The organism is Streptomyces sp. NPDC028419 (assembly GCF_055565515.1).
Genome location: NZ_JBVHUE010000026.1, coordinates 14,751 through 40,001, shown reverse-complemented (window position 1 = coordinate 40,001; position 25,251 = coordinate 14,751). Strand labels below are relative to the sequence as shown.

Annotated in this window: 2 protein-coding genes and 1 pseudogene; 1 reads left to right on the top strand and 2 read right to left on the bottom strand. The window is 71.3% G+C overall.

What is annotated here, in order from left to right:
- Positions 1 to 12: 12 nt before the first annotated feature.
- Positions 13 to 10,290: a type I polyketide synthase gene (locus tag ACZ4UB_RS27360; RefSeq protein WP_468074055.1), complete on the bottom strand. Its 10,278-nt coding sequence runs from the start codon at positions 10,288 to 10,290 to the stop codon at positions 13 to 15.
- Positions 10,291 to 10,367: 77 nt separating this feature from the next.
- Positions 10,368 to 23,777, bottom strand: a pseudogene (locus tag ACZ4UB_RS27355) (type I polyketide synthase); the annotation flags it as partial.
- A 662-nt stretch (positions 23,778 to 24,439) separates the two neighbouring features.
- Between ACZ4UB_RS27355 and ACZ4UB_RS27350 the strand changes: the two are divergent.
- Positions 24,440 to 25,249 (top strand): 3-hydroxyacyl-CoA dehydrogenase family protein, encoded by an 810-nt coding sequence (locus tag ACZ4UB_RS27350; RefSeq protein WP_468074172.1) that lies wholly within the window; start codon positions 24,440 to 24,442, stop codon positions 25,247 to 25,249.
- The last annotated feature ends 2 nt before the right edge of the window (positions 25,250 to 25,251 follow it).

Here is a 25,251-nt window from a genome sequence, read left to right as displayed (position 1 = left end):
CCTCGATCGAGGTCAGGAGATGCCGAGCTCGTTGCTGATGAAGTCGAAGACGTCGTCGTCCGAGGCCGAGGCGAACTTCTCCGCCGCGGAGGTGTCGGTGACGGTTTCGTCCGTCGCACCGCTGCACAGTTGGAGCAGTGCCTTCAGCCGGAGCGAGATCTCGCCGCGGGCGGACTCTTCGGATTCCGGGACGAGCTCGGTCAGCTCGGAGGCGAGCCGGTCGAGGTCCCCGAGCACGATGTCGAAGCGCTTGGGGCCACCGCCGAGCTTCAGTTCGCTCAGCAGGTGGTCGGCAAGGGTTCGCGGGGTCGGATGGTCGAAGGCGATCGTGGCCGCCAGCCGCAGTCCGGTCACCCGGTTGAGGCGCTTGCGGAGTTCGACGGAGGCCAGGGAGTCGAAGCCGAGGTCCTTGAAGGCCCGATCGGCCGTGATCGCATCGGAGTTGGGGTGGCTGAGCACGTCCGCGACCTGTGCGCGTACGAGGTTGAGCACCTTGCGGTCCTGCTCGGCGGCCGTGAGACCGGCCAGTTCGGCGCGGAGCGCCCCGCTCGGATCCACATCGGAGACGGTGCCCTGGGCATCCATCGCCCGCAGGGTGTCGTGGGCTTCGGGAATCCCGGTGATCAGTGGTGCCGGCCGGCCCGTCGCGAGCCTGGGAGCGAACCGCTTCCAGTCGACGTCCGCCACGATGAGGCAGTTCTCGTCCTGCTCCAGGGCCTCGCCCAGGAGGGTCACCGCGTCATCCGGCGCCATCGGAAGGATGCCGCCGTGCTGGAGTCGCTCCTCGCCCACGCCCGCGGCCAGACCGCCGTCGGACCATGCGCCCCAGGCGATGGAGGTGCCGGGGAGTCCGAGCCCGCGACGCTGTTCCACCAACGCGTCCAAGAACGCGTTCGCCGCCGCGTAATTACCCTGACCAGCGCCACCCACCGCCCCCGCCATCGACGAGAACATCACGAACAACGACAGGTCCACACCCCGCGTCAACTCGTCCAGATGCCGCGCAGCATCCGCCTTCGACCGCAAGACGAACGCCAACCGCTCCGGCGTCAACGACTCGATCACACCATCATCAAGAACACCCGCCGTATGCACCACACCCGACAACGGCGGCAACTCACCAGCCGCCGACCGCTCACCCAACGAGGCGAGCAACCCGGCCACCTCACCATGATCACCCACATCACACGCAACCACCGAGACCCCCACACCCAAATCCGTCAGCTCGCCACCAAGAACATCAACTCCCGGCGCCGAAGGCCCACGACGCGACACGAGCACCACATGCTCCACCCCACGCGCCGCCAACCAACGAGCCACATGCCCGCCCAACGCACCCGTACCACCCGTAACCAGAACCGTCCCACCCCCCGACCAACCACCCGAGGCCCCCGACACCCGCCCCGCACGCACCACACGCCGCACACGAACCCCAGAAGCCCGCACCGCGACCTGATCCTCCCCATCCACCCCGGACAACACCCCACACAAACGCTCCACCACACGCGCGTCCACAACCTCCGGCAGATCCACCAGACCACCCCACAACTCCGGGTGCTCCAACGCCACCACCCGCCCCAAACCCCACACCTGCGCCTGCACCGGAGCCGAAACCAGCTCACCCGCCCCCACCGCACCACGCGTCACACACCACAAACGCCCCTCGACCCCAGCACCCACCAACGCCTGCACCAAAGCCAACGAACCCGCCAGACCACCACCCACCACACCCGACGACGAACCATCCAACGCCAGCAGCGACAACACACCGGTGAGCTGGCCATCGCAGGAACGCACGGCCTCGTCGAGCGACCGGGCCATCTCCGCCCGGTCGACGCAGTCCGCATCCCACTGCATCGTCGTCACCAGGGCGCCGCGCCGGGTCAGTTCCTCCGTCACGGGCGCCACCAGCTCGGCAGCCTCGGCCCCGGTCGTGGGCACCACCAGCAGCCAGTTCCCCGAGAGTCGCGACGGCAACTCCTTCGACACCGGCTGCCAATCGACCCGGTACTGCCAGCCGTCCAGCCGGGATCGCTCGCGTCGCTGCTGTCGCCACGACGACAGCGCGGGCAGCACGGCGCTCAAGGGCTCCTCGGTGGACACGTCCAGCGCAGATGCCAACGCCTTCAGATCCCCACCCTCGACCGCCTCCCAGAAGGCCGCCTCCGCCCGGTCGACAACCGCCTCAGCGGCCGCCGGGGCGTCGAGCCAGTACCGGCGCCGCTGGAACGCGTACGTCGGCAGCTCGACCCGCGCCGCACCCGTCCCCTCGAACACCCGCGACCAGTCGACCTCGACGCCCTGCACCCATACCTCGGCGAGCGAGGCGTAGAAGCGGTCCAGGCCGCCGTCATTGCGGCGCAGCGTGCCCGCCACGACTGCGGATTCGGCCTGGTCCTGGACGCTCATGGTCAGTACGGGGTGTGCGCTGACCTCGATGAAGGTGCCGTGACCTTGTGCGACCAAGTCCTCGATCGCGCCCTGGAAGCGGACCGTCTGGCGCAGGTTGCGGTACCAATACCCGGCATCGAGAGCCGTCGTGTCCAGCCAGTCGCCTTCGACCGTGGAGAAGAACGGCACCCGCGCGGCCAGGGGCTGCACGTCCGCCAACACCTTGGCGAGCTCGTCCTCGATGCGCTCCACGTGCGAGGTGTGCGAGGCGTAGTCCACCGCCACGCGGCGGGCCCGAACACCCTCCGCCTCGCACTCGGCCTGGAGTTCGTCCAGTGCCTCGGGTTCACCGGCGACGACGACCGAGGTCGGACCGTTCAGGGCCGCGACCTCCAGCCGGCCAGCCCAACGCACCAGACGAGACTCGACCTCCGCCAGCGGCAACGCCACCGACATCATCCCGCCGAACCCAGCCAGGCTTCCCGCGATGGCCTGCGACCGCAGCGCCACCACACGAGCACCATCCTGCAAAGACAACCCACCAGCGACACAAGCCGCGGCGATCTCACCCTGCGAATGACCCACCACAGCAGACGGCTTCACACCGAACGACTGCCACAACTCGGCCAGCGAGACCATCACCGCCCACGAAACGGGCTGGACCACATCCACCCGCTCAAGCGACGGCGCACCCTCAACCTGGCGAACCACATCGAGCAGATCCCAGTCCACGAACTCCGCCAACGCCCGACCACACTCGGCCATCCGCTCCGCGAACACCGGCGAAGAACCCAGCAGATCCACCGCCATCCCGGCCCACTGCGAACCCTGACCCGGGAAGACGAACACCACCCGGCCCGCAGAACCCGAAACCACACCCTCCACCAGGCCAGTAGCCGGCAGGCCACGAGTCAACGCACCTAGATCGAAGGTGAGTTCAGCGATAGAACGACCGATCACCACGGCGCGTTCCTCGAACGCGCTCCGTCCGGATGCCAACGACGAGCCCACGTCCACCGACGACAGGCCCGCACCGCTGGACTCGACGAACGACACGAGCCGCCCGGCCTGGTCCCGCAGCGCCTCGACGCTCCGGCCCGACAGCACCCACGGCACCGCGACCGGAGCCACCGGAGCCGCCACCGGCTCGGCGACCTCCACCGCAACCTCAGGAGCCTGCTCAAGGATCACGTGCGCGTTCGTACCGCTCACACCGAACGAGGACACACCCGCACGACGGACCTGGTCAGCCGCACCGGGCACCCACTCACGGGATTCCGTCAGCAGCTCGACCGCACCCTCCGACCAGTCCACCTTCGACGACCGCTCATCCGCATGCAGGGTCTGCGGCAGCACCCCGTTGCGCATCGCCTGCACCATCTTGATCACACCGGCCACACCCGCGGCAGCCTGCGTATGACCGATGTTCGACTTCAACGAACCGAGATACAGCGGCCGTTCGGCCGGGCGGTTCTGCCCGTACGTCGCCAACAGCGCCTGCGCCTCGATCGGGTCGCCCAGCGTCGTACCCGTGCCGTGCGCCTCCACCACGTCCACATCGGCCGCGGACACACCCGCACTCGCCAACGCGGCCCGGATGACCCGCTGCTGCGAGGGGCCGTTCGGCGCGGTCAGACCGTTGCTCGCACCGTCCTGGTTCACCGCGGAACCACGGATCACGGCCAGCACCGGGTGCCCGTTGCGCCGGGCGTCCGACAGCCGCTCCAGCAGCAGCATGCCCGCGCCCTCGGCCCAGGCGGCACCGTCGGCCGCGTCCGAGAAGGACTTGCAGCGCCCGTCCGTGGCCAGCCCGCGCTGCCGGCTGAACTCCACGAAGACCGACGGCGTGGACATCACGGTCACGCCGCCCGCGAGGGCGAGCGTGCACTCACCGTTGCGCAGCGACTGCACCGCCAGGTGCAGCGCGACCAGCGACGACGAGCACGCCGTGTCCACCGTCACCGCGGGACCTTCGAGGCCCAGCGTGTACGCGACACGACCGGAGGCGACGCTGCCGGCGCTGCCCGCGCCGAGGGTGCCCTCGAACCCTTCGGGGGCGACCCGGATCCGCGATCCGTAGTCGTTGTACATCACGCCGGCGAAGACGCCCGCCCGGCTGCCGCGCACGGAGGCCGGGGCGATCCCCGCCCGCTCGAAGGCCTCCCACGAGGTCTCCAGGAGCAGCCGCTGCTGCGGGTCCATGGCGAGGGCCTCGCGCGGCGAGATCCCGAAGAACCCCGGGTCGAACTCCGCCGCGGAGTGCAGGAAGCCGCCCTCGCGGACGTAGCTCGTCCCCTGGTGGTCCGGGTCGGGGTCGTACAGGTTCTCCAGGTCCCAGCCGCGGTCCATCGGGAACGGCGTGATCGCGTCCGTGCGCGCCATGACCAGGTCCCACAGCTCGTCGGGCGTCGCGACGTCACCGGGGAACCGGCAGCTCATCGCGACGACGGCGATCGGGGCGTCGTCCGCGGCGACGCTTGAGGGAGCAACGGCATTGGCGTATGCGAGCGTTGCTGCTCCGTCGGCCAACTGCGCCAGTTCGCCGAGCAGATGGCGGACCAGAACGGCCGACGTGGGGTGGTCGAAGACCAGGGTGGCCGGGAGTCGCAGCCCGGTCGCCGCGTTCAGTCGGTTCCGGAGTTCGACGGCCATCAGCGAGTCGAATCCGAGCTCCTTGAACGGGCGGTCCTGCGCCACCGCGTCCGACGGGCCCCGTCCCAGCACGGTCGAGACGTGCCCGTGTACGAGTTCTGCGAGCACGCGCAGTCGCTCGTCCTCCGGGAGCCCCGACAACCGCTGGGCCAGACCGGTGGCGGCCTCGCCGGCCTCCGCGGCCCGGCGTCGGCGCACCGGTCCCCGGGCCAGATCGCGCAGCACCGGAGGCACGGGAGCGTCCGAAGCGCGCAACGCGGCCACGTCGAACCGCACGGGCAGCAGGAGCGGCTCGTCGGTCGCCACCGCGGCGTCGAAGAGCGCGAGTCCGTCCTCCGAGGACAGGGCGACCAGGCCGGAACGTGCGATGCGGGCGAGGTCCGTCTCGGCGAGCCGGCCCGTCATGGCGCTGCGCTGTCCCCAGAAGCCCCAGGCCAGCGACGTGGCCGGCAGCCCTTCGGCATGCCGTACGGCCGCCAGTGCGTCCAAGTAGGCGTTCGCGGCGGCGTAGTTGGCCTGACCCGCGGTTCCCAGCACACCTGACGCCGAGGAGAACAGGACGAACGCCGACAGTCCCAGGTCGCGCGTCAGCTCGTGCAGGTTCCACGCCGCGTCGGCCTTCGGCTCCAGTACGCGGTCGACCCGCTCGGGAGTCAGCGCGGGGAACAGGCCGTCATCGAGCACACCTGCCGCGTGCACGACGGCGGTCAGCGGATGCTCGGACGGGATCCGGTCCAGCAGGTCGGCCAGGGCGACTCGGTCCGCCACGTCACACGCGGCCACGGAGACGTCCGCCCCCAGCCCGGACAGTTCGGCCACCAGGTCGGCCGCGCCCGGAGCGGCGTCGCCGCGGCGGCTGACGAGCAGCAGGTGCCGGACACCGTGCTCCGCGACGAGGTGTCGGGCGACCAGACCGCCGAGGGTTCCGGTGGCGCCGGTGAGAAGGACCGTTCCGTCCGACGCACCCCACCGCGGGGCTTCGCCTTCGAGGACTTCCCGCGCGGGCAGGAAGGCCGGCACGAGTCGGGGCGCGTACGACTCCCCGCGGCGCACGGCGACCTGCGCCTCGTCAGCGGCGAGCACCCGCTCCAGGACGTCGCCGAGGAGCCCCTCCCCGTCCGTTTCCGTGTCCGCGTCCGCGTCCACGAGCACGAACCGGCCCGGGTTCTCCGTCTGCGCCACGCGCAGCAGGCCCCACACCGCGGCGGTCGCAGGGTCGGGTGCGATGTCGTCGGGCCCGGTGGTGACCGCGCCACGCATGACCAGGACCAACCGGGAGGCCGCGAACCGCTCGTCCGCGAGCCACGCCTGCGTCAGCGCGAGCGCGTGGTGCAGGGCGGCGCGGGCCGAACCGGCCGGAGCGTCGGGGTCGGCAGCCGGGGCGCCGAGCCGGGCCACGACGGTGTCGGGCACGGCAGCGCCCGCTCCCACCGCCTCGGCCAGCAGGGCGAAGTCTCCGTACGACGCACTCGTCCCGGACGCGGCGGCACCGATGAAGGCCCATCCCGCGCGGCTCGCGGCCCCGGCGCCGGCCGGAACCCCCTGCTGCGCCGGGGTCCACTGGACGCGGTACAACGCGTCGCGCTGCGCGCTCTGCGCGGCCGCGAGCTGCTGGGGGTCGACGGACCGGGTGAGCAGCGAGTCGACCGATGCCACCGGGTGGCCGGCGCCGTCGGCCACCGCGACGGTCACGGCGCCCGTGTCCGCGCCGGCGCCCGCGGGCGCCAGACGGACGCGGAGGGCGGACGCGCCGGCCGCGTACAGCGACACGCCGCGCCACTCGAACGGCAGCCGTGCCAGGCCGTCGGGGAAGAATCCGCCCAGTCGCAGACCGTGCAACGCCGCGTCCAGTAGGGCCGGATGCAGCCGGAACCGACCGGCGTCCCCTTGTGCCTCCTCCGGGAGCGCGACCTCGGCGAACACCTCGGCACCGCGCCGCCACGCCGCCCGTACGCCCTGGAACACCGGGCCGTATCCGTGCCCGGCCTCGGACAGGTCGTCGTACAGCGTCGCCGTGTCCACCGGGACGGCACCGGCCGGGGGCCAGGTCGCCAGATCCACCGACGGCTGCGAACCGCCTGCCGCGAGGACACCGGTGGCGTGGCAGGTCCACGTCTCCTCGAAGGACGCCGAATCGCCGCGCGAGTACACGCTCACCGCACGCCGCCCGGTCCCGTCCGGCTCGGCGACGGTCACCCGCAGGTGCAGGCCACCGCTCTCCGGGAGGGTGAGCGGGGCTTCGAGGGTCAGCTCCTCCACGACCCCGCAACCGACCTCGTCGCCCGCCCTTACGGCGAGCTCCAGGAAGCCCGTCCCCGGCAGCAGCACGGTGGAACCGACCGCGTGATCGGCCAGCCACGGGTGCGTGCGCAGCGAGAGCCGACCGGTGAAGACGGCACCCTCGGAATGGGGAAGGTCCATCGCCGCTCCGAGCATGGGGTGCTCCGTCGACAGCAGGCCGACCGATCCCATGTCACCGCGGGCTCCGGCCGGGGCGTCGAGCCAATACCGGCGCCGCTGGAACGCGTACGTCGGCAGCTCGACCCGCGACGCACCCGTCCCCTCGAACACACCGGCCCAATCCACGTCCACGCCCTGCACCCACACCTCGGCGAGCGAGGCGTAGAACCGCTCCAGACCGCCCTCACCACGGCGCAACGTGCCCGCCACCACGGCGGACTCCGCCTGGTCCTGCACGCTCATCGTCAGTACGGGGTGCGCACTGACCTCGATGAACGCCTCGAAGCCCTGCTCACCCAACGCCTCCACGGCCGACTGGAAACGGACCGTCTGACGCAGATTCCGGTACCAATACCCGGCATCGAGAACCGTCGTGTCCAGCCAATCCCCCTCCACCGTGGAGAAGAACGGCACCCGCGCAGCCACGGGCTGCACGTCCGCCAACACCTTGGCCAACTCGTCCTCGATGCGCTCCACGTGAGAGGTGTGCGAGGCGTAATCCACCGCAACCCGGCGGGCCCGAACACCCCCCGCCTCACACTCCGCCAGAAGCTCGTCCAACGCCTCCGGCTCACCAGCCACCACGACAGAGGTCGGACCATTCAGCGCCGCGACCTCAAGCCGACCCGCCCAACGCACCAGACGAGACTCGACCTCCGCCAGCGGCAACGCCACCGACATCATCCCGCCCAGACCAGCCAACGAACCAGCAATGGCCTGCGACCGCAGCGCCACCACACGAGCACCATCCCGCAAGGACAACCCACCCGCGACACAAGCCGCGGCGATCTCGCCCTGCGAGTGACCGACCACGGCGGAAGGCTTCACACCGAAGGACTGCCACAGCTCCGCGAGGGAGACCATCACGGCCCAGGAGACGGGCTGGACCACATCCACCCGCTCAAGCGACGGCACGCCCTCGACCTGGCGAACCACATCAAGCAGATCCCAGTCCACGAACTCAGCCAACGCCCGACCACACTCGGCCATCCGCTCCGCGAACACCGGCGAGGAATCCAACAGATCCACCGCCATCCCGGCCCACTGCGAACCCTGACCCGGGAACACGAACACCACCCGGTCACGGCCCGCGGCGACGGAGCCCTCGACCAGACCGGCGCTCGGCAGGCCACCGGCCAGCGCGCCCAGGCCCTCGATCAGGCCCTCGCGGCCGGGGGCCACCACGACAGCGCGGTCTTCCAGCGCGGCCCGGCCCGATATCAGCGTCCGTCCCACATCGACCGGCGACAGCCCGGCGTCACCCTCGACGCACGACAGCAGACGCGCCGCCTGCCCCCGCAACGCGTCGATCCCGCGCCCGGAAACCACCCACGGCACCGCCACCGGCACGACCAGCTCCACCGGCTCGGCCGGCTCCACCGCAGCCGCGGGCTCCGGAGCCTGCTCAAGGATGACGTGGGCGTTCGTACCGCTCACGCCGAAGGACGACACGCCCGCACGACGCGGACGCTCCTCGTCCCGCGACCACTCGCGCGCCTCCGTCAGCAGCTCGACCGCACCCGCCGACCAGTCCACCTTCGACGACGGCTCACCCACGTGCAGGGTCTGCGGCAGCACCCCGTTCTGCATCGCCTGCACCATCTTGATCACGCCGCCCACACCTGCGGCGGCCTGCGAGTGACCGATGTTCGACTTCAACGAGCCCAGCCACAGCGGCCGTTCGGCCGAGCGGTCCCGGCCGTAGGTGGCCAGCAGCGCCTGCGCCTCGATCGGGTCGCCCAGCGTCGTACCCGTACCGTGCGCCTCCACCACGTCCACATCAGCGGCGGACACACCGGCGTTGGCGAGGGCCGCGCGGATCACGCGCTGCTGCGAGGGACCGTTCGGCGCGGTCAGACCGTTGCTCGCACCGTCCTGGTTCACCGCGGAGCCGCGGATGACGGCCAGCACCGGGTGCCCGTTGCGCCGGGCGTCCGACAGCCGCTCCAGCAGCAACATGCCGACGCCCTCGCCCCAACCGGTGCCGTCCGCACCGTCGGAGAAGGACTTGCAGCGGCCGTCGACGGCCAGCCCGCGCTGCCGGCTGAACTCCACGAAGACCGACGGCGTGGACAGCACCGTCACGCCACCCGCGAGGGCGAGCGTGCACTCACCGCTGCGCAGGGCCTGCACGGCCAGGTGCAGGGCGACCAGCGACGACGAGCACGCCGTGTCCACCGTCACCGCGGGGCCTTCGAGGCCCAGCGTGTACGCGACCCGGCCCGAAGCGATGCTGCCGGCGCTGCCGTTGATGAGGTAGCCCTCGAACTCGTCGGCGGTGCCGCCGTAGATGCGCGCCGCGCCGTAGTCGTCGTACATCACGCCCGCGAACACGCCCGCTCGGCTCCCGCGCACCGACGCCGGGTCGATCCCGGCCCGTTCGAGGACCTCCCAGGAGGTTTCGAGCAGCAGTCGCTGCTGCGGGTCGATGGTCATGGCTTCGCGGGGGCTGATGCCGAAGAACGCCGGGTCGAACTGGTCCGCGTCGCGGAGGAAGCCGCCCTCACGGGTGTAGGACGTGCCCTTGTGCTCGGGGTCCGGGTCGTACAGGCCGTCGAGGTCCCAGCCGCGGTTGTCCGGGAATCCGGTCACGGCGTCGCCGCCGGCGGCCACGAGGTCCCAGAGGTCTCCGGGCGACTCCACGCCGCCCGGGTAGCGGCAGCTCATCGCGGTGATCGCGATGGGTTCGGTGCTCTCCTCCTCCATCTGCTGCAGTCGCTGCCGGGCCTGGTGCAGATCCCCTGTGACGCGCTTCAGATAGGTCCGAAGCTTTTCCTCGTTCGACATCCCCGTCGTCCCTCTCAGTGTTTCAAGATTTGATGCCGCGCCGGAAGTTGACCCGAGCGGCCCAGCAACGCCGGAGCTCACATCTGTTCGTCGATGAAGCTGAACAGGTCGTCGTCGCTCGCCGAGTCGAGTTGATCGGCCACGGACGTGGCGGAAGGCTCCGACGTCACCGCGGTGGCGTGGCTTCCACCACCCGTCGTGCCGGCGCCGCACCGCGCCAGCAGGTCCTGCAATCGGGACTGGATGCGTCCTCGGAACGGATCGTCTTCGGTCAGCGCCGTCAGTACGGATTCCAGCTCGTCCAGTTCTCGGAGTCCGAGTTCGGCCGGCGTCATCGCGTCGGGCGGGCTGAGCTCTGCCGTCAAGTGGGCGGCCAGGGCTCCCGGGGTCGGGTAGTCGAAGATCAGGGTCGCGGGCAACCGCAGCCCGGTGGCTCCGTTCAGCAGGTTGCGCAGTTCGACCGCCGTCAGCGAATCGAAGCCGAGGTCCTTGAAGTGCCGTCCCGCCTCGACCCCGGCCGGTGTGGCGTGGCCGAGGGCCGTGGCCGCGTGGGTCCGTACCAGGTCGGTGAGGACCCGTCGGCGCTCGTCCTCACCGAGCTCGGCGAGCCGCTGCCGCAAGCCGTCCGCGCCTCCCGCCGCCGCCCCGGCGCCCGTCCTCGGAACCGCACCGAAAGCTGAACCGGCACCGGACGCGGCGCGGCCGTCGCCGTTCGCCGCCGACCCGGACACGGCGGGCTGGCGCACCAGCCCCCGCAGGACCGCGGGAACCAGCTGCCCCTGGGCGGCGCCTGCGCGCAGTGCGGCCATGTCCAGTCGCATCGGCAGGACCACCGGGTCGCTCGCCCCCGTGACCGCGTCGAACAGCGCCAGCCCCCGTTCGGAGTCGAGCGCGCCGATGCCCATGCGGGCCAGGCGCTGGACGGCGCCCTCGCCGAGCCGCTCCGTCATGCCGCTCCGTTCGGCCCACAGGCCCCAGGCGAGTGCCTGGGCCGGCTGGTCGAGCGTGTGGCGGTGGTGGGCCAGGGCGTCGAGGAACACGTTGGCCGCGGCGTAGACGCCCTGGCCGGCCGTGCCCAGCGTGCCCGCCGCGCCGGAGAACAGGACGAACGCGGAGAGGTCCGTGCCCTGTGTCAGCTCGTGCAGGTGGAGGGCCGCGTCGACCTTGGGCCGCAGCACCCGCTCGATCTGCTCCGGGGCGATGGTCGTGATGACCCCGTCGTCCAGCACGCCGGCCGCGTGCACGACCGCCGTGAGCGGATGCCCGGCGGGAATCGCGGCGAGCACGTCCGCGAGCGCCTCGCGGTCGGCGACGTCGCAGGCGGCGAACGTCACCTCCGCGCCCCGGGCGGTCAGGTCCGCCCGGAGTTCGGCGGCGCCGTCGGCCGCGAGGCCGCGCCGGCTGAGCAACAGGAGCTGCCGTACGCCGTGTTCGGACACCAGGTGCCGCGCGAACATCGCGCCGAGCGCACCGGTGGCTCCGGTGATCAGGACGGTGCCCTGCGGATCGAGGGCGAGGCCCCCGTTCCCGGCGCCCGGCGCCGCCGGGGTCGGGGTCATCCGGGCCACTCGCGGGAGCAGCACTTCGCCGTCACGCACCGCGAACTGCGGCTCGTCGGTCGTCAGCGCGGCCGGCAGGGCCAGGTAGGACGCTTCGGCGTCGTCGACGTCGACGAGGACGAAACGGCCGGGATTCTCCGCCTGTGCCGACCGGACCAGACCCCACAGGGGGGCGTTCGTCAGGTCGGGACGCTCTCCCGGGCGCGCCACGACGGCGTGCCGGGTGAGGAAGACCAGTCGGGTCTGCGAGAAGCGGTCGTCCGCCAGCAGCCCCCGCAGGGCCGTCAGGGCATCCACCACGGCCGTACGCACGTCCGTTGCCGTCCGCTCGACGTCCGATGCGGTGCCGCGTCCGGTGCCGTGACCTGAGCCGTGCCCGCTGACGCAGGCGAGCAGCACCATGTCCGGCACGGTCGCCGTACCCGCCTCGACCGCCTCGACCAGCGAGGCGAGATCGGCGTGGGCCTGGAGACCCGCGTACGGGCCCCCCTCTTCGCCGAGCTGGACGCACAGCTTGAACTCGTCGGGGCCGACCAGGGCGACCGCCCCGCTCGCCCCGGTCCCGTTCGGCGTGGCCGGGGTCCGTCGGGACGGCGCCCACTCCACGCGGAACAGTTCCTCGCTACGACGGCCGGCATCGAGCCGACCCGGCTCGACCGGTCGCAGGACCAGCGAATCGATTCCCGCCACGGGCTGACCCGTGTGGTCGGCCACCGTCACCGAGACGGCGTCACCGCCCGCCGGGGCCAGTGCCACACGTACCCTCGACGCTCCGACGGCGCGCACCGAGACTCCGCGCCACGCGAACGGCAGTCGTACGGTGGTCCGTTCGGGGTAGAAGTCGCCGAGCCGGAGCCCGTGCAGGGCCGCGTCCAGCAACGCCGGGTGCAGCGCCGTCGCGGCGGCCTCGGCCTGCTGCTCGTCGGGCAGCGCGGCGTCGACGAAGACCTCGTCGCCGCGTCGCCATGCCGCCCGTACGCCCCGGAACACCGGGCCGTAGTCGTAGCCGGTGTCGGCGAAGTCCTCGTAGAGGTCCTCCGTCGGGACGGCCACCGCACCCTCCGGAGGCCATACGGTCAGGTCGTGCGCGGGAGGCGTGTGCCCCTCGGCCATGACGAGCACACCGGTCGCGTGACGCGTCCACTCCTCGCCGAATGCGGAGTCGTCCGGCCGCGAGTGAATGGTCACGTCGCGTCGGCCGGAGTCGTCCGGACCGCCGACCTCGACCCGCAGCCGGATGCCACCCGTCTCCGGAAGGATCAGCGGCGTCTGGAGGGTCAGCTCTTCGACGGTGTCGCACCCGACCCGGTCACCGGCGGCTACGGCCAGCTCCACGAAGCCGGTTCCCGGCAGCAGCACGGCGTCCGCGACGGCGTGGTCCGCCAGCCAGGGATGCGTGCGCAGCGACAGCCGACCCGCGAACACGACCGCGCCCGAGTCGGGCAGCTCGACGGCCACACCCAGCAAGGGGTGCGCGGCCGGCTCCATTCCGAGGACCGATACCGAATCGGAGGTGCCGGCTCCCGTCTCCAGCCAGTAGCGCTGGCGTTGGAAGGCGTACGTCGGCAGGTCGACCCGGGACGCACCCGTCCCCTCGAACACCCGCGTCCAATCCACCGCGACACCGTGCGTCCACGCACGCGCCACACCAGCGACGAACGAACGCTCCTCCCCACGACCCGCACGCAGCACCGGAACGAACACACCGTCCGACACGCACTGCGCACCCATCGCACTCAACACACCATCAGGACCCAACTCCACGAACACGGAGACGTCCTGAGCCGCAAGAGCCTCGACACCGTCCGCGAAACGCACCGCTCCGCGCACATGCCGCACCCAGTACTCCGGCGAACACAACTCCTCCGCCGACGCCACCGCACCCGTCACATTCGACACCACCGGAATCACCGGCGCGGCGTAGGACAGACCCGCCGCGACCTCGCGGAACTCCTCCAACATCGCGTCCATCCGCGGCGAATGGAACGCGTGCGACACCACCAACCGCTTCGTCTTGCGCCCCCGGCCCTTGAGGACCGCCGCCACCTCCAGCACCGCATCCTCATCACCCGACAACACCACCGCCGAGGGACCGTTCACCGCAGCGATCGACACCCGATCCGCGCAATCCACCAGCAGCTCCGAGACCTCCACCTCGGACGCCTGCACCGCCACCATCGCGCCACCCACCGGCAACGCCTGCATCAAACGACCCCGCGCAGCCACCAGACGAGCCGCATCCTCCAACGACCACACACCGGCCACGCAGGCGGCGACCAGCTCACCAATGGAGTGACCGCCCACGAACTCGGGCCGCACACCCCACGACTGCACCAGCTGGAACAACGCCCACTCCACGGCGAACAAGCCCGCCTGGGTGAACACCGTCTCGTCCAGGGCACCTTCAGCACCGCCCTCACCGAAGACGACCTCGCGCACCCCACCCCTCACATGACCGGACAACTCCCGGTCCAACACCCCACACACCTCATCGAACGCCCCCGCGAACACCGGGAAACGCCCGTACAACTCCCGCCCCATACCGACCCGCTGCGAACCCTGACCCGAGAACAACACGGCCAGTTGGCCTTCACCAACGACGCCTCCCGGACCCTCGACGAGACCGGGTGCCGACTCGCCCCGTGCCAGGGCGCTCAGGGCGTCCGTCAGCTCGTCGGACGAAGCGGCCGTGACCACGGCGCGGTTCTCGAACTCCGCCCGGCCCGAAGCCAGCGACCAGCCCACGTCCACCGGCGACAGGTCCGCGTCACCCTCGACCCGGGACACCAACCGCGCCGCCTGCGCGCGCAGCCCGTCGACCCCGCGGCCGGAGACCACCCACGGCGTCACCGCCGGAGCCACGGGCTCCGACTCCTCGGCCGCCTCCTGCTCCTGCGGTGCCTGCTCAAGGATGACGTGGGCGTTCGTACCGCTCACGCCGAATGACGACACGCCCGCACGACGCGGACGCTCCTCGTCCCGCGACCACTCGCGCGCCTCCGTCAGCAGCTCGACCGCGCCCGCCGACCAGTCCACCTTCGACGACGGCTCGCCCACGTGCAGCGTGCGCGGCAGCACCTCGTTCCGCATGGAGACGAGCATCTTCATCACGCCGACGACGCCCGCGGCGGCCTGCGTGTGCCCGATGTTGGACTTCATCGAGCCGAGCCACAGCGGCCGATCGGCCGGACGGTCCTGGCCGTAGGTGGCCAGCAGCGCCTCGGCCTCGATCGGGTCGCCCAGCGACGTGCCCGTGCCGTGTGCCTCCACGACGTCCACATCGGCCGTCGACAGGCCGGCGCTGGCCAGCGCGGCCCGGATCACCCGCTGCTGGGACAGCCCGTTGGGCGCGGTGAGGCCGTTGCTCGCGCCGTCCTGGTTGACCGCCGAGCCGCGCAGCAGTCCGAGCACCGGGTGCCCGTTGCGCCGCGCGTCCGACAGCCGCTCCAGGAGGAGCAGGCCGGCGCCCTCGGCCCACGAGGTGCCGTCGGCCGCGTCGGAGAACGCCTTCGAGCGTCCGTCCGCCGCCAGCCCGCGCTGTCGGCTGAACTCGATGAACATGCCGGGCGCGGGCATGATCGTCACGCCGCCCGCGAGGGCCAGCGTGCACTCGCCCGAGCGCAGCGCCTGCGCCGCCAGGTGCATGGCCACCAGGGACGAGGAGCAGGCCGTGTCCACGGTCACCGCGGGGCCCTGGAGCCCCAGGGTGTAGGAGATGCGGCCCGAGATGACGCTGGACGACTTGCCCGTGAGGAGGTATCCCTCCACCGATTCCGGGGCTTCGTGCAGTCGTGCGCCGTAGTCCTGGTAGGTCATGCCGGCGAAGACGCCGGTCATGCTGCCCTTCAGGCGTGCGGGGTCGATCCCTGCCCGCTCGAAGGTCTCCCAGGCCGTTTCCAGCAGCAAGCGCTGCTGGGGGTCCATGGCGAGGGCCTCGCGCGGCGAGATCCCGAAGAACGCCGGGTCGAATTCGGTGGCTTCGTGGAGGAAGCCGCCCTCCCGTGCGTAGCTGCGGCCCGGCCGGTCCGGATCGGGGTCGTAGAGGTTCTCCAGGTCCCAGCCGCGGTCGGTCGGGAAGCCGGAGACGACGTCCCGTCCTTCGTCGAGGAGCTGCCAGAGCTGTTCCGGTGTGTGTACGTTCCCGGGCAGGCGGCACCCCATCGCGACGATCGCGATCGGGTCGTCCTCGTCGGCCGTGGTGACCCGCGGTGCGGCGAGGGGCGCCGCGAGCGGCTCGGCGGCCGCGTCCTCGTGCGTGCCCACGAGTTCCGCGCGCAGGTGACGGGCCATGAGCGTGACCGTGGGGTGGTCGAAGACCGCCCCGGTGGCCAGCCGCAGCCCGGTGGCCGCGTTCAGGCGGTTGCGCAGTTCCATGACCCGCATGGAGTCGAAGCCGAGTTCCTTGAAAGCGCGTCCCGTCGCGATCGCGTCGACGCCGGAGTGACCGAGCACCGCCGCCGCGTGCGTGCGCACCAACTCGGCGAGCGTCCGCTCCTGTTCGCCGGGGGCGAGCCCGGCGAGTCGGCGGCCCAGGTCCTTTTCGGGCAGGTCGGGGTCCGCGGTGGCGTCGCCCGCCGTCGAGCCGGCGGCCCTGCGGGCCACCTCGGGGATCTCGTCGAAGAGCCGGTTGCGCCGGGTCGCGGAGAACTGCGTGACGAAGCGCTCCCAGTCGACGTCGGCGAAGGCGAGGAACGGCGTGTCGTGCCCGGCCGCGTCGGCGAGGGCCGCCACGGCGCTCTCCGGTGCCATCGCGACCAGTCCGCGCCGGCTCATCCGCTCGTCGGTCTCGGCGTCGGCCATGCCGCCGCCGCTCCACGTGCCCCAGGCGAGGGACAGCGCGGGCAGCCCGTCGACGTGCCGGTCGTGGGCGAGCGCGTCGAGGGTGGCGTTGGCCGCCGCGTAGGCGGCCTGGCCGCCGTTGCCCCAGACGCCGATGACGGAGGAGAAGAGGACGAAGGCGTCGAGGTCCAGGGACCGCGTCAGTGCGTCCAGGTGCCGTGCGCCGTCCACCTTCGAGCGCAGTACGTACGCCAGGTGTTCCGGGGTCAGCGTCTCGATCACGCCGTCGGCGAGGACGCCCGCGGTGTGCACGACACCGGTCAGGGGCGGCAGTTCACCGGTCTTCGACCGCTCACCCAGCGAGGCGAGCAGCTCGGCCACCGCATCGCGGTCGGCCACGTCACACGCGACCACCGAGACCCCGACACCGGAATCCGTCAGCTCGGCCCCGAGGACGTCGGCCCCCGGCGCCAGCGGCCCGCGCCGCGAGGCGAGCACCACGTGCTCCGCCCCGTGAGCGGCGAGCCAGCGGGCGACGTGCCCGCCCAGCGCGCCCGTACCTCCCGTGACCAGGACCGTTCCCCGCGGCGACCAACCGTCCGCCGCCCCGGAGGGACGCGCGGCACGCACCACACGGCGCACCCGGACCCCGGAGGCCCGCACCGCGACCTGGTCCTCGCCGTCCGCCGCGGCCAGCACGCCGCACAGGCGTTCCACCACGCGGGCGTCCAGGACCTGCGGCAGATCGACCAGACCGCCCCACGACTGCGGGTGCTCCAGCGCCACGACCCGGCCCAGACCCCACACCTGCGCCTGGGACGCACCGGCGAGCCGCTCCGTGCGCGTCACGGCGACCGCTCCGCGCGTCGCGCACCACAGCCGGGCCTCGACGCCGGCATCGGCGAGGGCCTGTACGAGGGCCAGGGTCCCGGCCATCGCGGCCGACACTCCCTCGTGGGTCGGGTGCGGCGACTCGTCCAACGCCAGGAAGGACAACACGCCGGCGACCGGCTCCGCGGCGCCCTCCACGAGCTCGGACAGCGACCGGGTCAGACCGGCCCGGTCCGTGTCCGCGGGCACCGCGAGCCGCAGGGTGCGTACGCCCCGCGCCGCGAGCCCGCCCGTTACGGCCGTCACCCACGCGTCGTCGGCGAGGTCGGCCGGCACCACGAGGAGCCAGATCCCGGTCAGCACCGGGTTCGCTACGGAATGCGATCCGCTGGACAGCGGCTTCCAGGCGACGTCGTACCGTCGGCCGTCGAGCTCCGACTGCTGACGCCGGCCCTTGCGCCAGGCGGAGAGTGCGGGCAGGACGGCGCTGAAGGGCTGCTCGCCGGACACGTCGAGCGTGCTGAGGAGCGAGGACAGGTCTTCGCTCTCCACGGCTTCCCAGAACCGCGCGTCCACCTCGTCGACCGGCCGGGCGACGGCCGCCTCCGCACGACGTGCGGCTGCTGCCGGGGCCTGCAGCCAGTAGCGGCCCCGCTGGAACGCGTACGTCGGCAGGTCCACCCGGGACGCACCCGTCCCCTCGAAGGCCCGCGCCCAGTCCACGTCCACGCCGTGGACCCAGACCTCGGCGAGCGAGGTGAGGAAGCGTTCGGGGCCACCCTCGTCACGGCGCAACGAACCGACCACACAGGTCTGTTCGGCGCCACGGGACTCCGCCGTGTCCTGGACCCCGACGGCCAGCACGGGGTGCGGCGACACCTCGACGAAGACGGTGTTCCCGTCCTCGACGAGAGCGCCCACCGTCTCTTCGAAGCGCACGGTCCGGCGCAGGTTGCGGTACCAGTACCCGGCATCCGCTTCCGCGGTGTCCATCACCCCGCCGGTCACGGTGGAGTGGAACGGCACGCGCGAGGACACGGGAGAGATCTCGCCCAGCACCTGGGCGAGCTCGTCCTCGATCAGTTCCACGTACGAGGAGTGGGAGGCGTAGTCCACGGCGATGCGCCGGGCGCGAACGCCGTCCGCCTCACAGGTGGCGAGCAGTTCGTCCAGTGCGTCGGGCTCGCCGGCCACGACGACCGAGGTCGGCCCGTTGACCGTGGCGATCGACAGCCGCCCGCCCCACCCGGCTATGCGCTCGGCCGCCTGCTCCGCGGTCAGCGCCACGGACATCATCCCGCCGTGTCCGGCCAGGCTCCCGGCGATGACCTGCGACCGCAGCGCCACCACCCGGGCGCCGTCCCGCAGGGACAGTCCGCCCGCGACGCAGGCCGCGGCGATCTCGCCCTGCGAGTGTCCGACCACCGCGGTCGGCTCCACACCGTACGAACGCCAGAGCGCCGCCAGTGACACCATCACCGCCCACAGCACCGGCTGGACCACGTCCACGCGCTCCGGATCCGGCGCGCCGGGGGCCTGACGGACCACGTCCTCCAGGTCCCAGTCCACGAACTCGGCCAGGGCCAGGCCGCACTCCGCCATCGAGTCGGCGAACACCGTTGAGGCGTCGAGCAGTTCCACCGCCATGCCCGCCCACTGCGAACCCTGGCCGGGGAACACGAACACCACTCGGCGGCCGGATGCGGCCGTCACGCCGTCCACCGGTCCGACCACCACGCCGGACGACTCCTCGCCGCGGGCCAACTGGCCCAGGCGTGCGCAGAGTTCCTCGCGGTCGCGGCCGGTCACCACGGCGCGGTTCTCGAACCGCGCCCGTCCGGAGACGAGCGAGAGGCCCGCGTCCGCCGGGGACAGGTCGGTGTCGTTCACCATGTGTGACAGCAACCGCGCCGCCTGTCCGCGCACGGCCTCGGCGCCGCGTCCGGAGAGGACCCACGGCACCGCGGTCGGTACCACGGCCGCCGTGGCGGCCGGCTCGGGCTCGGCTTCCGGGGCCCGCTCCAGGATGAGGTGGGCGTTGGTGCCGCTGATGCCGAAGGACGACACGCCCGCCCGGGCCGGGCGGCCTTCGGCCACCGGCCAGTCGCGGGCCTCCGTCAGGAGTTCCACCGCGCCGGTCGACCAGTCCACCTTCGTCGACGGCTCACCCGCGTGCAGGGTGCGGGGCAGGACTCCGTGGCGCAGGGCCTGCACCATCTTGATCACGCCGGCCACACCAGCGGCGGCTTGCGCGTGGCCGATGTTGGACTTCAACGAGCCGAGCCACAGGGGGCGTTCGGCCGGACGGTCCTGTCCGTAGGTGGCCAGCAGTGCCTGCGCCTCGATCGGGTCGCCCAGCGTCGTACCGGTGCCGTGCGCCTCCACCACGTCCACCTCCGCCGCGGACACACCGGCGTTCGCGAGGGCCGCGCGGATCACCCGCTGCTGCGAGGGACCGTTCGGCGCGGTCAGACCGTTGCTCGCACCGTCCTGGTTCACCGCGGAGCCGCGGATCACGGCCAGCACCGGGTGTCCGTTGCGCCGGGCGTCCGACAGCCGCTCCAGCAGCAACATGCCCGCGCCCTCGGCCCACGACGTGCCGTCGGCCGCGTCGGAGAAGGCCTTCGAGCGCCCGTCCGTCGCCAGCCCGCGCTGCCGGCTGAACTCCACGAACATCCCGGGCGTGGCCATCACCGTCACGCCACCGGCCAGAGCCAGCGAGCACTCGCCCGAGCGCAGGGCCTGGGTGGCTTGGTGCAGCGCCACGAGGGAGGACGAGCAGGCCGTGTCCACGGTCACCGCCGGGCCTTCGAGGCCGAGGAAGTAGGCGAGCCGTCCGGAGATCACGCTCGCTGCCTTGCCGGTCAGCAGGTAGCCGTCGAGTCCGTCCGTCGTCGCCTCGTGCAGCAGGGCGCCGTAGTCCTGGGACATCGCTCCGGCGAAGACGCCGGCCTGGCTTCCGCGTACGGAGGCGGGGTCGATGCCCGCCCGCTCGAAGGCCTCCCAGGCCGTCTCCAGCAGCAAGCGCTGCTGGGGGTCCATGGCGAGGGCCTCGCGCGGCGAGATCCCGAAGAACCCCGGGTCGAATTCGGCGGCGTCGTGGAGGAAGCCGCCCTCCTGTACGTACGACGTCCCGGAGCGGCTCGGGTCCGCGTCGTAGAGCGCGTCGAGGTCCCAGCCCCGGTCGACGGGGAAGGCGGAGATGCCGTCCCGGCCTTCCGAGACCAGGTCCCACAGCTCCTCGGGGGACGTCACGCCTCCCGGCAGCCGACAGCCCATGCCGACGATGGCGATCGGCTCGGCCGACAGGTCCGGCGCGATCGCGGCGTCCTGCGTGGACGGCGAATCCGTCAGCTCACCGTCCAGGTGGCGCACCAGTGCACTGGGCGTCGGGTAGTCGAAGATCAGCGAGGCGGGCAGGCGCAATCCGGTCGTCTCGATCAGCCGGTCCCGCAGCTCCACCGCGGTGAGGGAGTCGAAGCCCAGGTCCTTGAAGGTGCGCGTCACATCGACCGCGTCGGCCGATCGGTACTCCAGGACCGTCGCGACCTGCGTCCGTACGATCTCTTCGAACGACTGGCGTCGCTCGGGCTGTCGCGGGGACGGCGACTCGCCGACCCCGGACTCGGTCTCGGTCTCGGACGCTGCCTCGTCGTACGGCCGCTCGACTCCACCGAGCCAGTAGCGCTGGCGTTGGAAGGCGTACGTCGGCAGGTCGACCCGGGACGCACCCGTCCCCTCGAACACCCGCGTCCAATCCACCGCGACACCGTGCGTCCACGCACGCGCCACACCGGCGACGAACGAACGCTCCTCCCCACGACCCGCACGCAGCACCGGAACGAACACACCGTCCGACACGCACTGCGCACCCATCGCACTCAACACACCATCAGGACCCAACTCCACGAACACGGAGACGCCCTGAGCCGCAAGAGCCTCGACACCATCCGCGAAACGCACCGCTCCGCGCACGTGCCGCACCCAGTACTCCGGCGAACACAACTCCTCCGCCGACGCCACCGCACCCGTCACATTCGACACCACCGGAATCACCGGCGCACCGTAGGACAGACCCGCCGCGACCTCCCGGAACTCCTCCAACATCGCGTCCATCCGCGGCGAATGGAACGCGTGCGACACCACCAACCGCTTCGTCTTGCGCCCCCGGTCCTTGAGGACCGCCGCCACCTCCAGCACGGCATCCTCATCACCCGACAACACCACCGCCGAGGGACCGTTCACCGCAGCGATCGACACCCGATCCGCGCAATCCACCAGCAGCTCCGAGACCTCCACCTCGGACGCCTGCACCGCCACCATCGCGCCACCCACCGGCAACGCCTGCATCAGACGACCACGCGCGGCCACCAGACGGGCCGCGTCCTCCAGCGACCACACACCCGCCACACACGCGGCGACCAGCTCACCGATGGAGTGGCCCCCCACGAACTCCGGCCGCACACCCCACGACTCCACCAGCCGGAAGAGCGCCCACTCAACAGCGAACAAGCCCGCCTGGGTGAACACCGTCTCGTCCAGGGCCCCTTCAGCACCGCCCTCACCGAAGACGACCTCGCGCACCCCACCCCTCACATGACCGGACAACTCCCGGTCCAACACCGCACAGACCTCGTCGAACGCCCCCGCGAAGACGGGGAAACGCTCGTACAACTCCCGCCCCATACCGACCCGCTGCGAACCCTGACCCGAGAACAACACGGCCAGCCGACCGCCACCCGCGACACCGCCCGGACCGACCACCACACCCGGGACCGACTCACCGCGTGCGAGACCGCTCAGCGCATCCGTCAAGTCCTCGCGGGAAGCGCCCGTGACGACGGCGCGGTTCTCGAACTCCGCCCGCCCCGAAGCCAAGGACCAGCCCACATCCACCGGCGACAGATCAGGGTCCGCTTCAAACCGTGACAACAATCGCGCAGCCTGTCCGCGCAATCCGTCAACTCCACGCCCGGAAATCGCCCACGGCACCACTGAGGGAGCCGCAATCGCCGGCGTCACCGAAGGCTCGATATCGATCTCCGGAGCCTGTTCGAGAATCACGTGCGCATTCGTTCCGCCCATACCGAATGAGGAAACACCGGCCAGAAGTGGGGTGCTCTCGTCGGGCCAGGGTTCCAGTTCTTTCTGCACGCGCAGACGAAGCGAATCGAGGGGAATACCGGTGGGCGCTTCGGTGAAATTGAGGCTCGCGGGTATGAGCCTGTTCTTGATCGAGAGAACGGTCTTGATCAGTCCGGCAATACCGGCCGCGCCTTCGAGGTGGCCGAGATTGGTCTTCACCGACCCGACCCGGAGGGCATCGCGCTCCGCGCGACCCGTGCCCATTGCCGCTCCCAGCGCGGACGCCTCGATCTGGTCGCCCAGCCGGGTTCCGGTGCCGTGGAGCTCGACGTACTGAATTTCGGCGGGGTTCACTTCGGCCCGGCGGCACGCCAGGGAAATGACTTCTTCCTGCGCTTCACGGCTCGGGGCGGTAAGACCTTCTCCGCCGCCGTCGTTGTTCACGGCGCTGCCGCGAATGACGCTGAGGACCCGGTCGCCGTCGGCGAGGGCGCGCGACAGCTTCTTGAGGACGACGAGACCGCCGCCTTCGCCCCGCACGTATCCGTTGGCCCGCGCGTCGAAAGTCCGGCATTCCGCGTCGGGAGAGAGGCCGCCGAAATGCTCGGAGCGCGCGAAGCTCTCCGGGGCGAGGATGAGGTTCACGCCGCCGGCCAGGGCCACGGAGCACTCACCCGTGCGCAGGGCCTGCGCCGCCTGGTGCACGGCCACCAGTGAGGAGGACTGCCCGCAGTCCACGGTCATGCTGGGTCCGCGCAGGCCCAGTACGTAGGAGACCCGGTTGGCGATGACGCTCCGGGCCAGTCCGGTCATGGCGTGCTGGCCGAGTGCCGAGGCTCCGCGGCGGTGCGCCAGCATCGCGTAGTCGTCCCACATCGAGCCGACGAAGACGCCCGCGGGCTCGCCCTTCAGCGCGACGGGCGAGATTCCGGAGTCCTCCAGGGCCTCCCACGCCAGTTCCAGCACGAGGCGCTGCTGCGGATCCATCGCGGCGGCCTCGCGCGGAGAAATCCCGAAGAGGCCGGGGTCGAATTCGTCAACACGGCTCAGGAAAGCGCCGCGGAGACCCTGTTCGCCTTCTCCGGAACCACCGCGACGGTTCAGTTCCGAGTCGGCGCGCCCGTCGGGCACACCGGAAACCGAAGCGTTCCCCTCGCTGAGGAGCTGCCATAAAGCCGCCGGGTTGGACGCACCCGAGAAACGACAGGACAATCCAATAATGGCGATGTAATCATCCTGGAACTTAGGCACGCTCGACAACACCGGAAAACCCCCTGCTCGACACATGAACTGGACATTCGCGCCCATCGCATCTTCTCCACCAGAGAAGATCCCGGCGCCTCAGTATCCGTCAGCAACCCCGTTAAGGCCTCGCCACTCTAACCCTGGCTCGCGACCCAACGTCAAGATCGTTTTGCCTTCCGGACGCGGCGTCACACCGGCCTCCACTTTAAAAGAGCGGCACCTGACTCGGCCGCACGGCGACGACCTACCAACACCCCACGGCTCGTGCTACGTTACGAATGGATCAAGGAGATCCCCGGGGGTACGCGCGGCTTTGCGTCACTGGCGATGTACGGCTGAACGTAAGCCGACCATATCGCCATCCGCTTAGCTGACCTGCGTAGATGTACTGCAAATGGGCACTTGTCGCACGAGAGTCCATCAGGTCGGCAAACCCCCTCGGCTTTGGACCACGTCCGCCGTCGCGGTCGCACGTGCACGACGGGTCCGAACGAGCCGATCAGGAAATGGCATGAGCAGGTCCGCACGGGCGCGAGCCCGCTCGCGGCCTGCCGCCCGGGCCAAGGCGGCCCCATCCAGAGCGAGGGAGTGTGTCCGGCAACGTGAACCAGCCGACCGACCATCAAGTGGCCATCGTGGGCGCGGGGGTGATGGGTTCCGGCATCGCCACTCTGATGCTGGGGCACGGGATCCCCGTCGTCCTGGTCGACGTCGACGAGGCGACCCTCGACGACGCGCGTGGCAGGATTCTTCAGCAACTCCGGCACGCCCAGCTCATGGGGGCGGTACCGGCAGGCCAGGAGGCCGGACGGCTGGTCACCACCGTCTCCCTGGCCGAGGTGGCAGACTCGACGGCAGTCATCGAGGCGATCACCGAATCACCCGCGGCGAAGGCGAAGGTGATCGCCGAGGTCTCGGCGGCCGTCCGACCCGGTACGCCGCTGATCTCCAACACCTCGGGCATCCCGATCGGCGAGCTGGCCAACTGGGCGGCACGACCGGCCGAGCTGCTCGGCACCCACTTCATGAACCCGTCGTACCTGATCAAGATGGTCGAGGTCAGCCGCGGCCCGCAGACGAGTGACGAGACGGTCGAGGCCGTCGTCGCCCTCCTGTCCACCGTGTCGCGCCGGGCGGTCATCGTCCAGGACGCCCCGGGCTTCGTTACCAGCCGGCTGCTCCACCCGATGATCAACACCGCGGTGCGGATCGTCAGCCAGGGCACCGCCACGGTCGAGGCGGTCGACGAGCTCATGGAGGGGTGCCTCGGGCACCCGACCGGTCCGCTGCGCACCGCGGACCTGATCGGGCTGGACAACCTGACGGACTCCCTCGCCGAACTCTACGAACGTACCGGCGACGAGGCGTGCAAACCCTGTGACCTGCTGCTGGCCAAGGTGGGCCGCGGCGAACTCGGCCGCAAGACGGGCCACGGCTTCTACTCCTACGGAAAGGCATGAGC

Excerpts from the sequence above, each read along its gene's own strand:
- ACZ4UB_RS27360 (WP_468074055.1), bottom strand. The coding sequence starts at position 10,290 with ATGTCGAACGAGGAAAAGCTTCGGACCTATCTGAAGCGCGTCACAGGG.
- ACZ4UB_RS27350 (WP_468074172.1), top strand. The coding sequence starts at position 24,440 with ATGGGTTCCGGCATCGCCACTCTGATGCTGGGGCACGGGATCCCCGTC.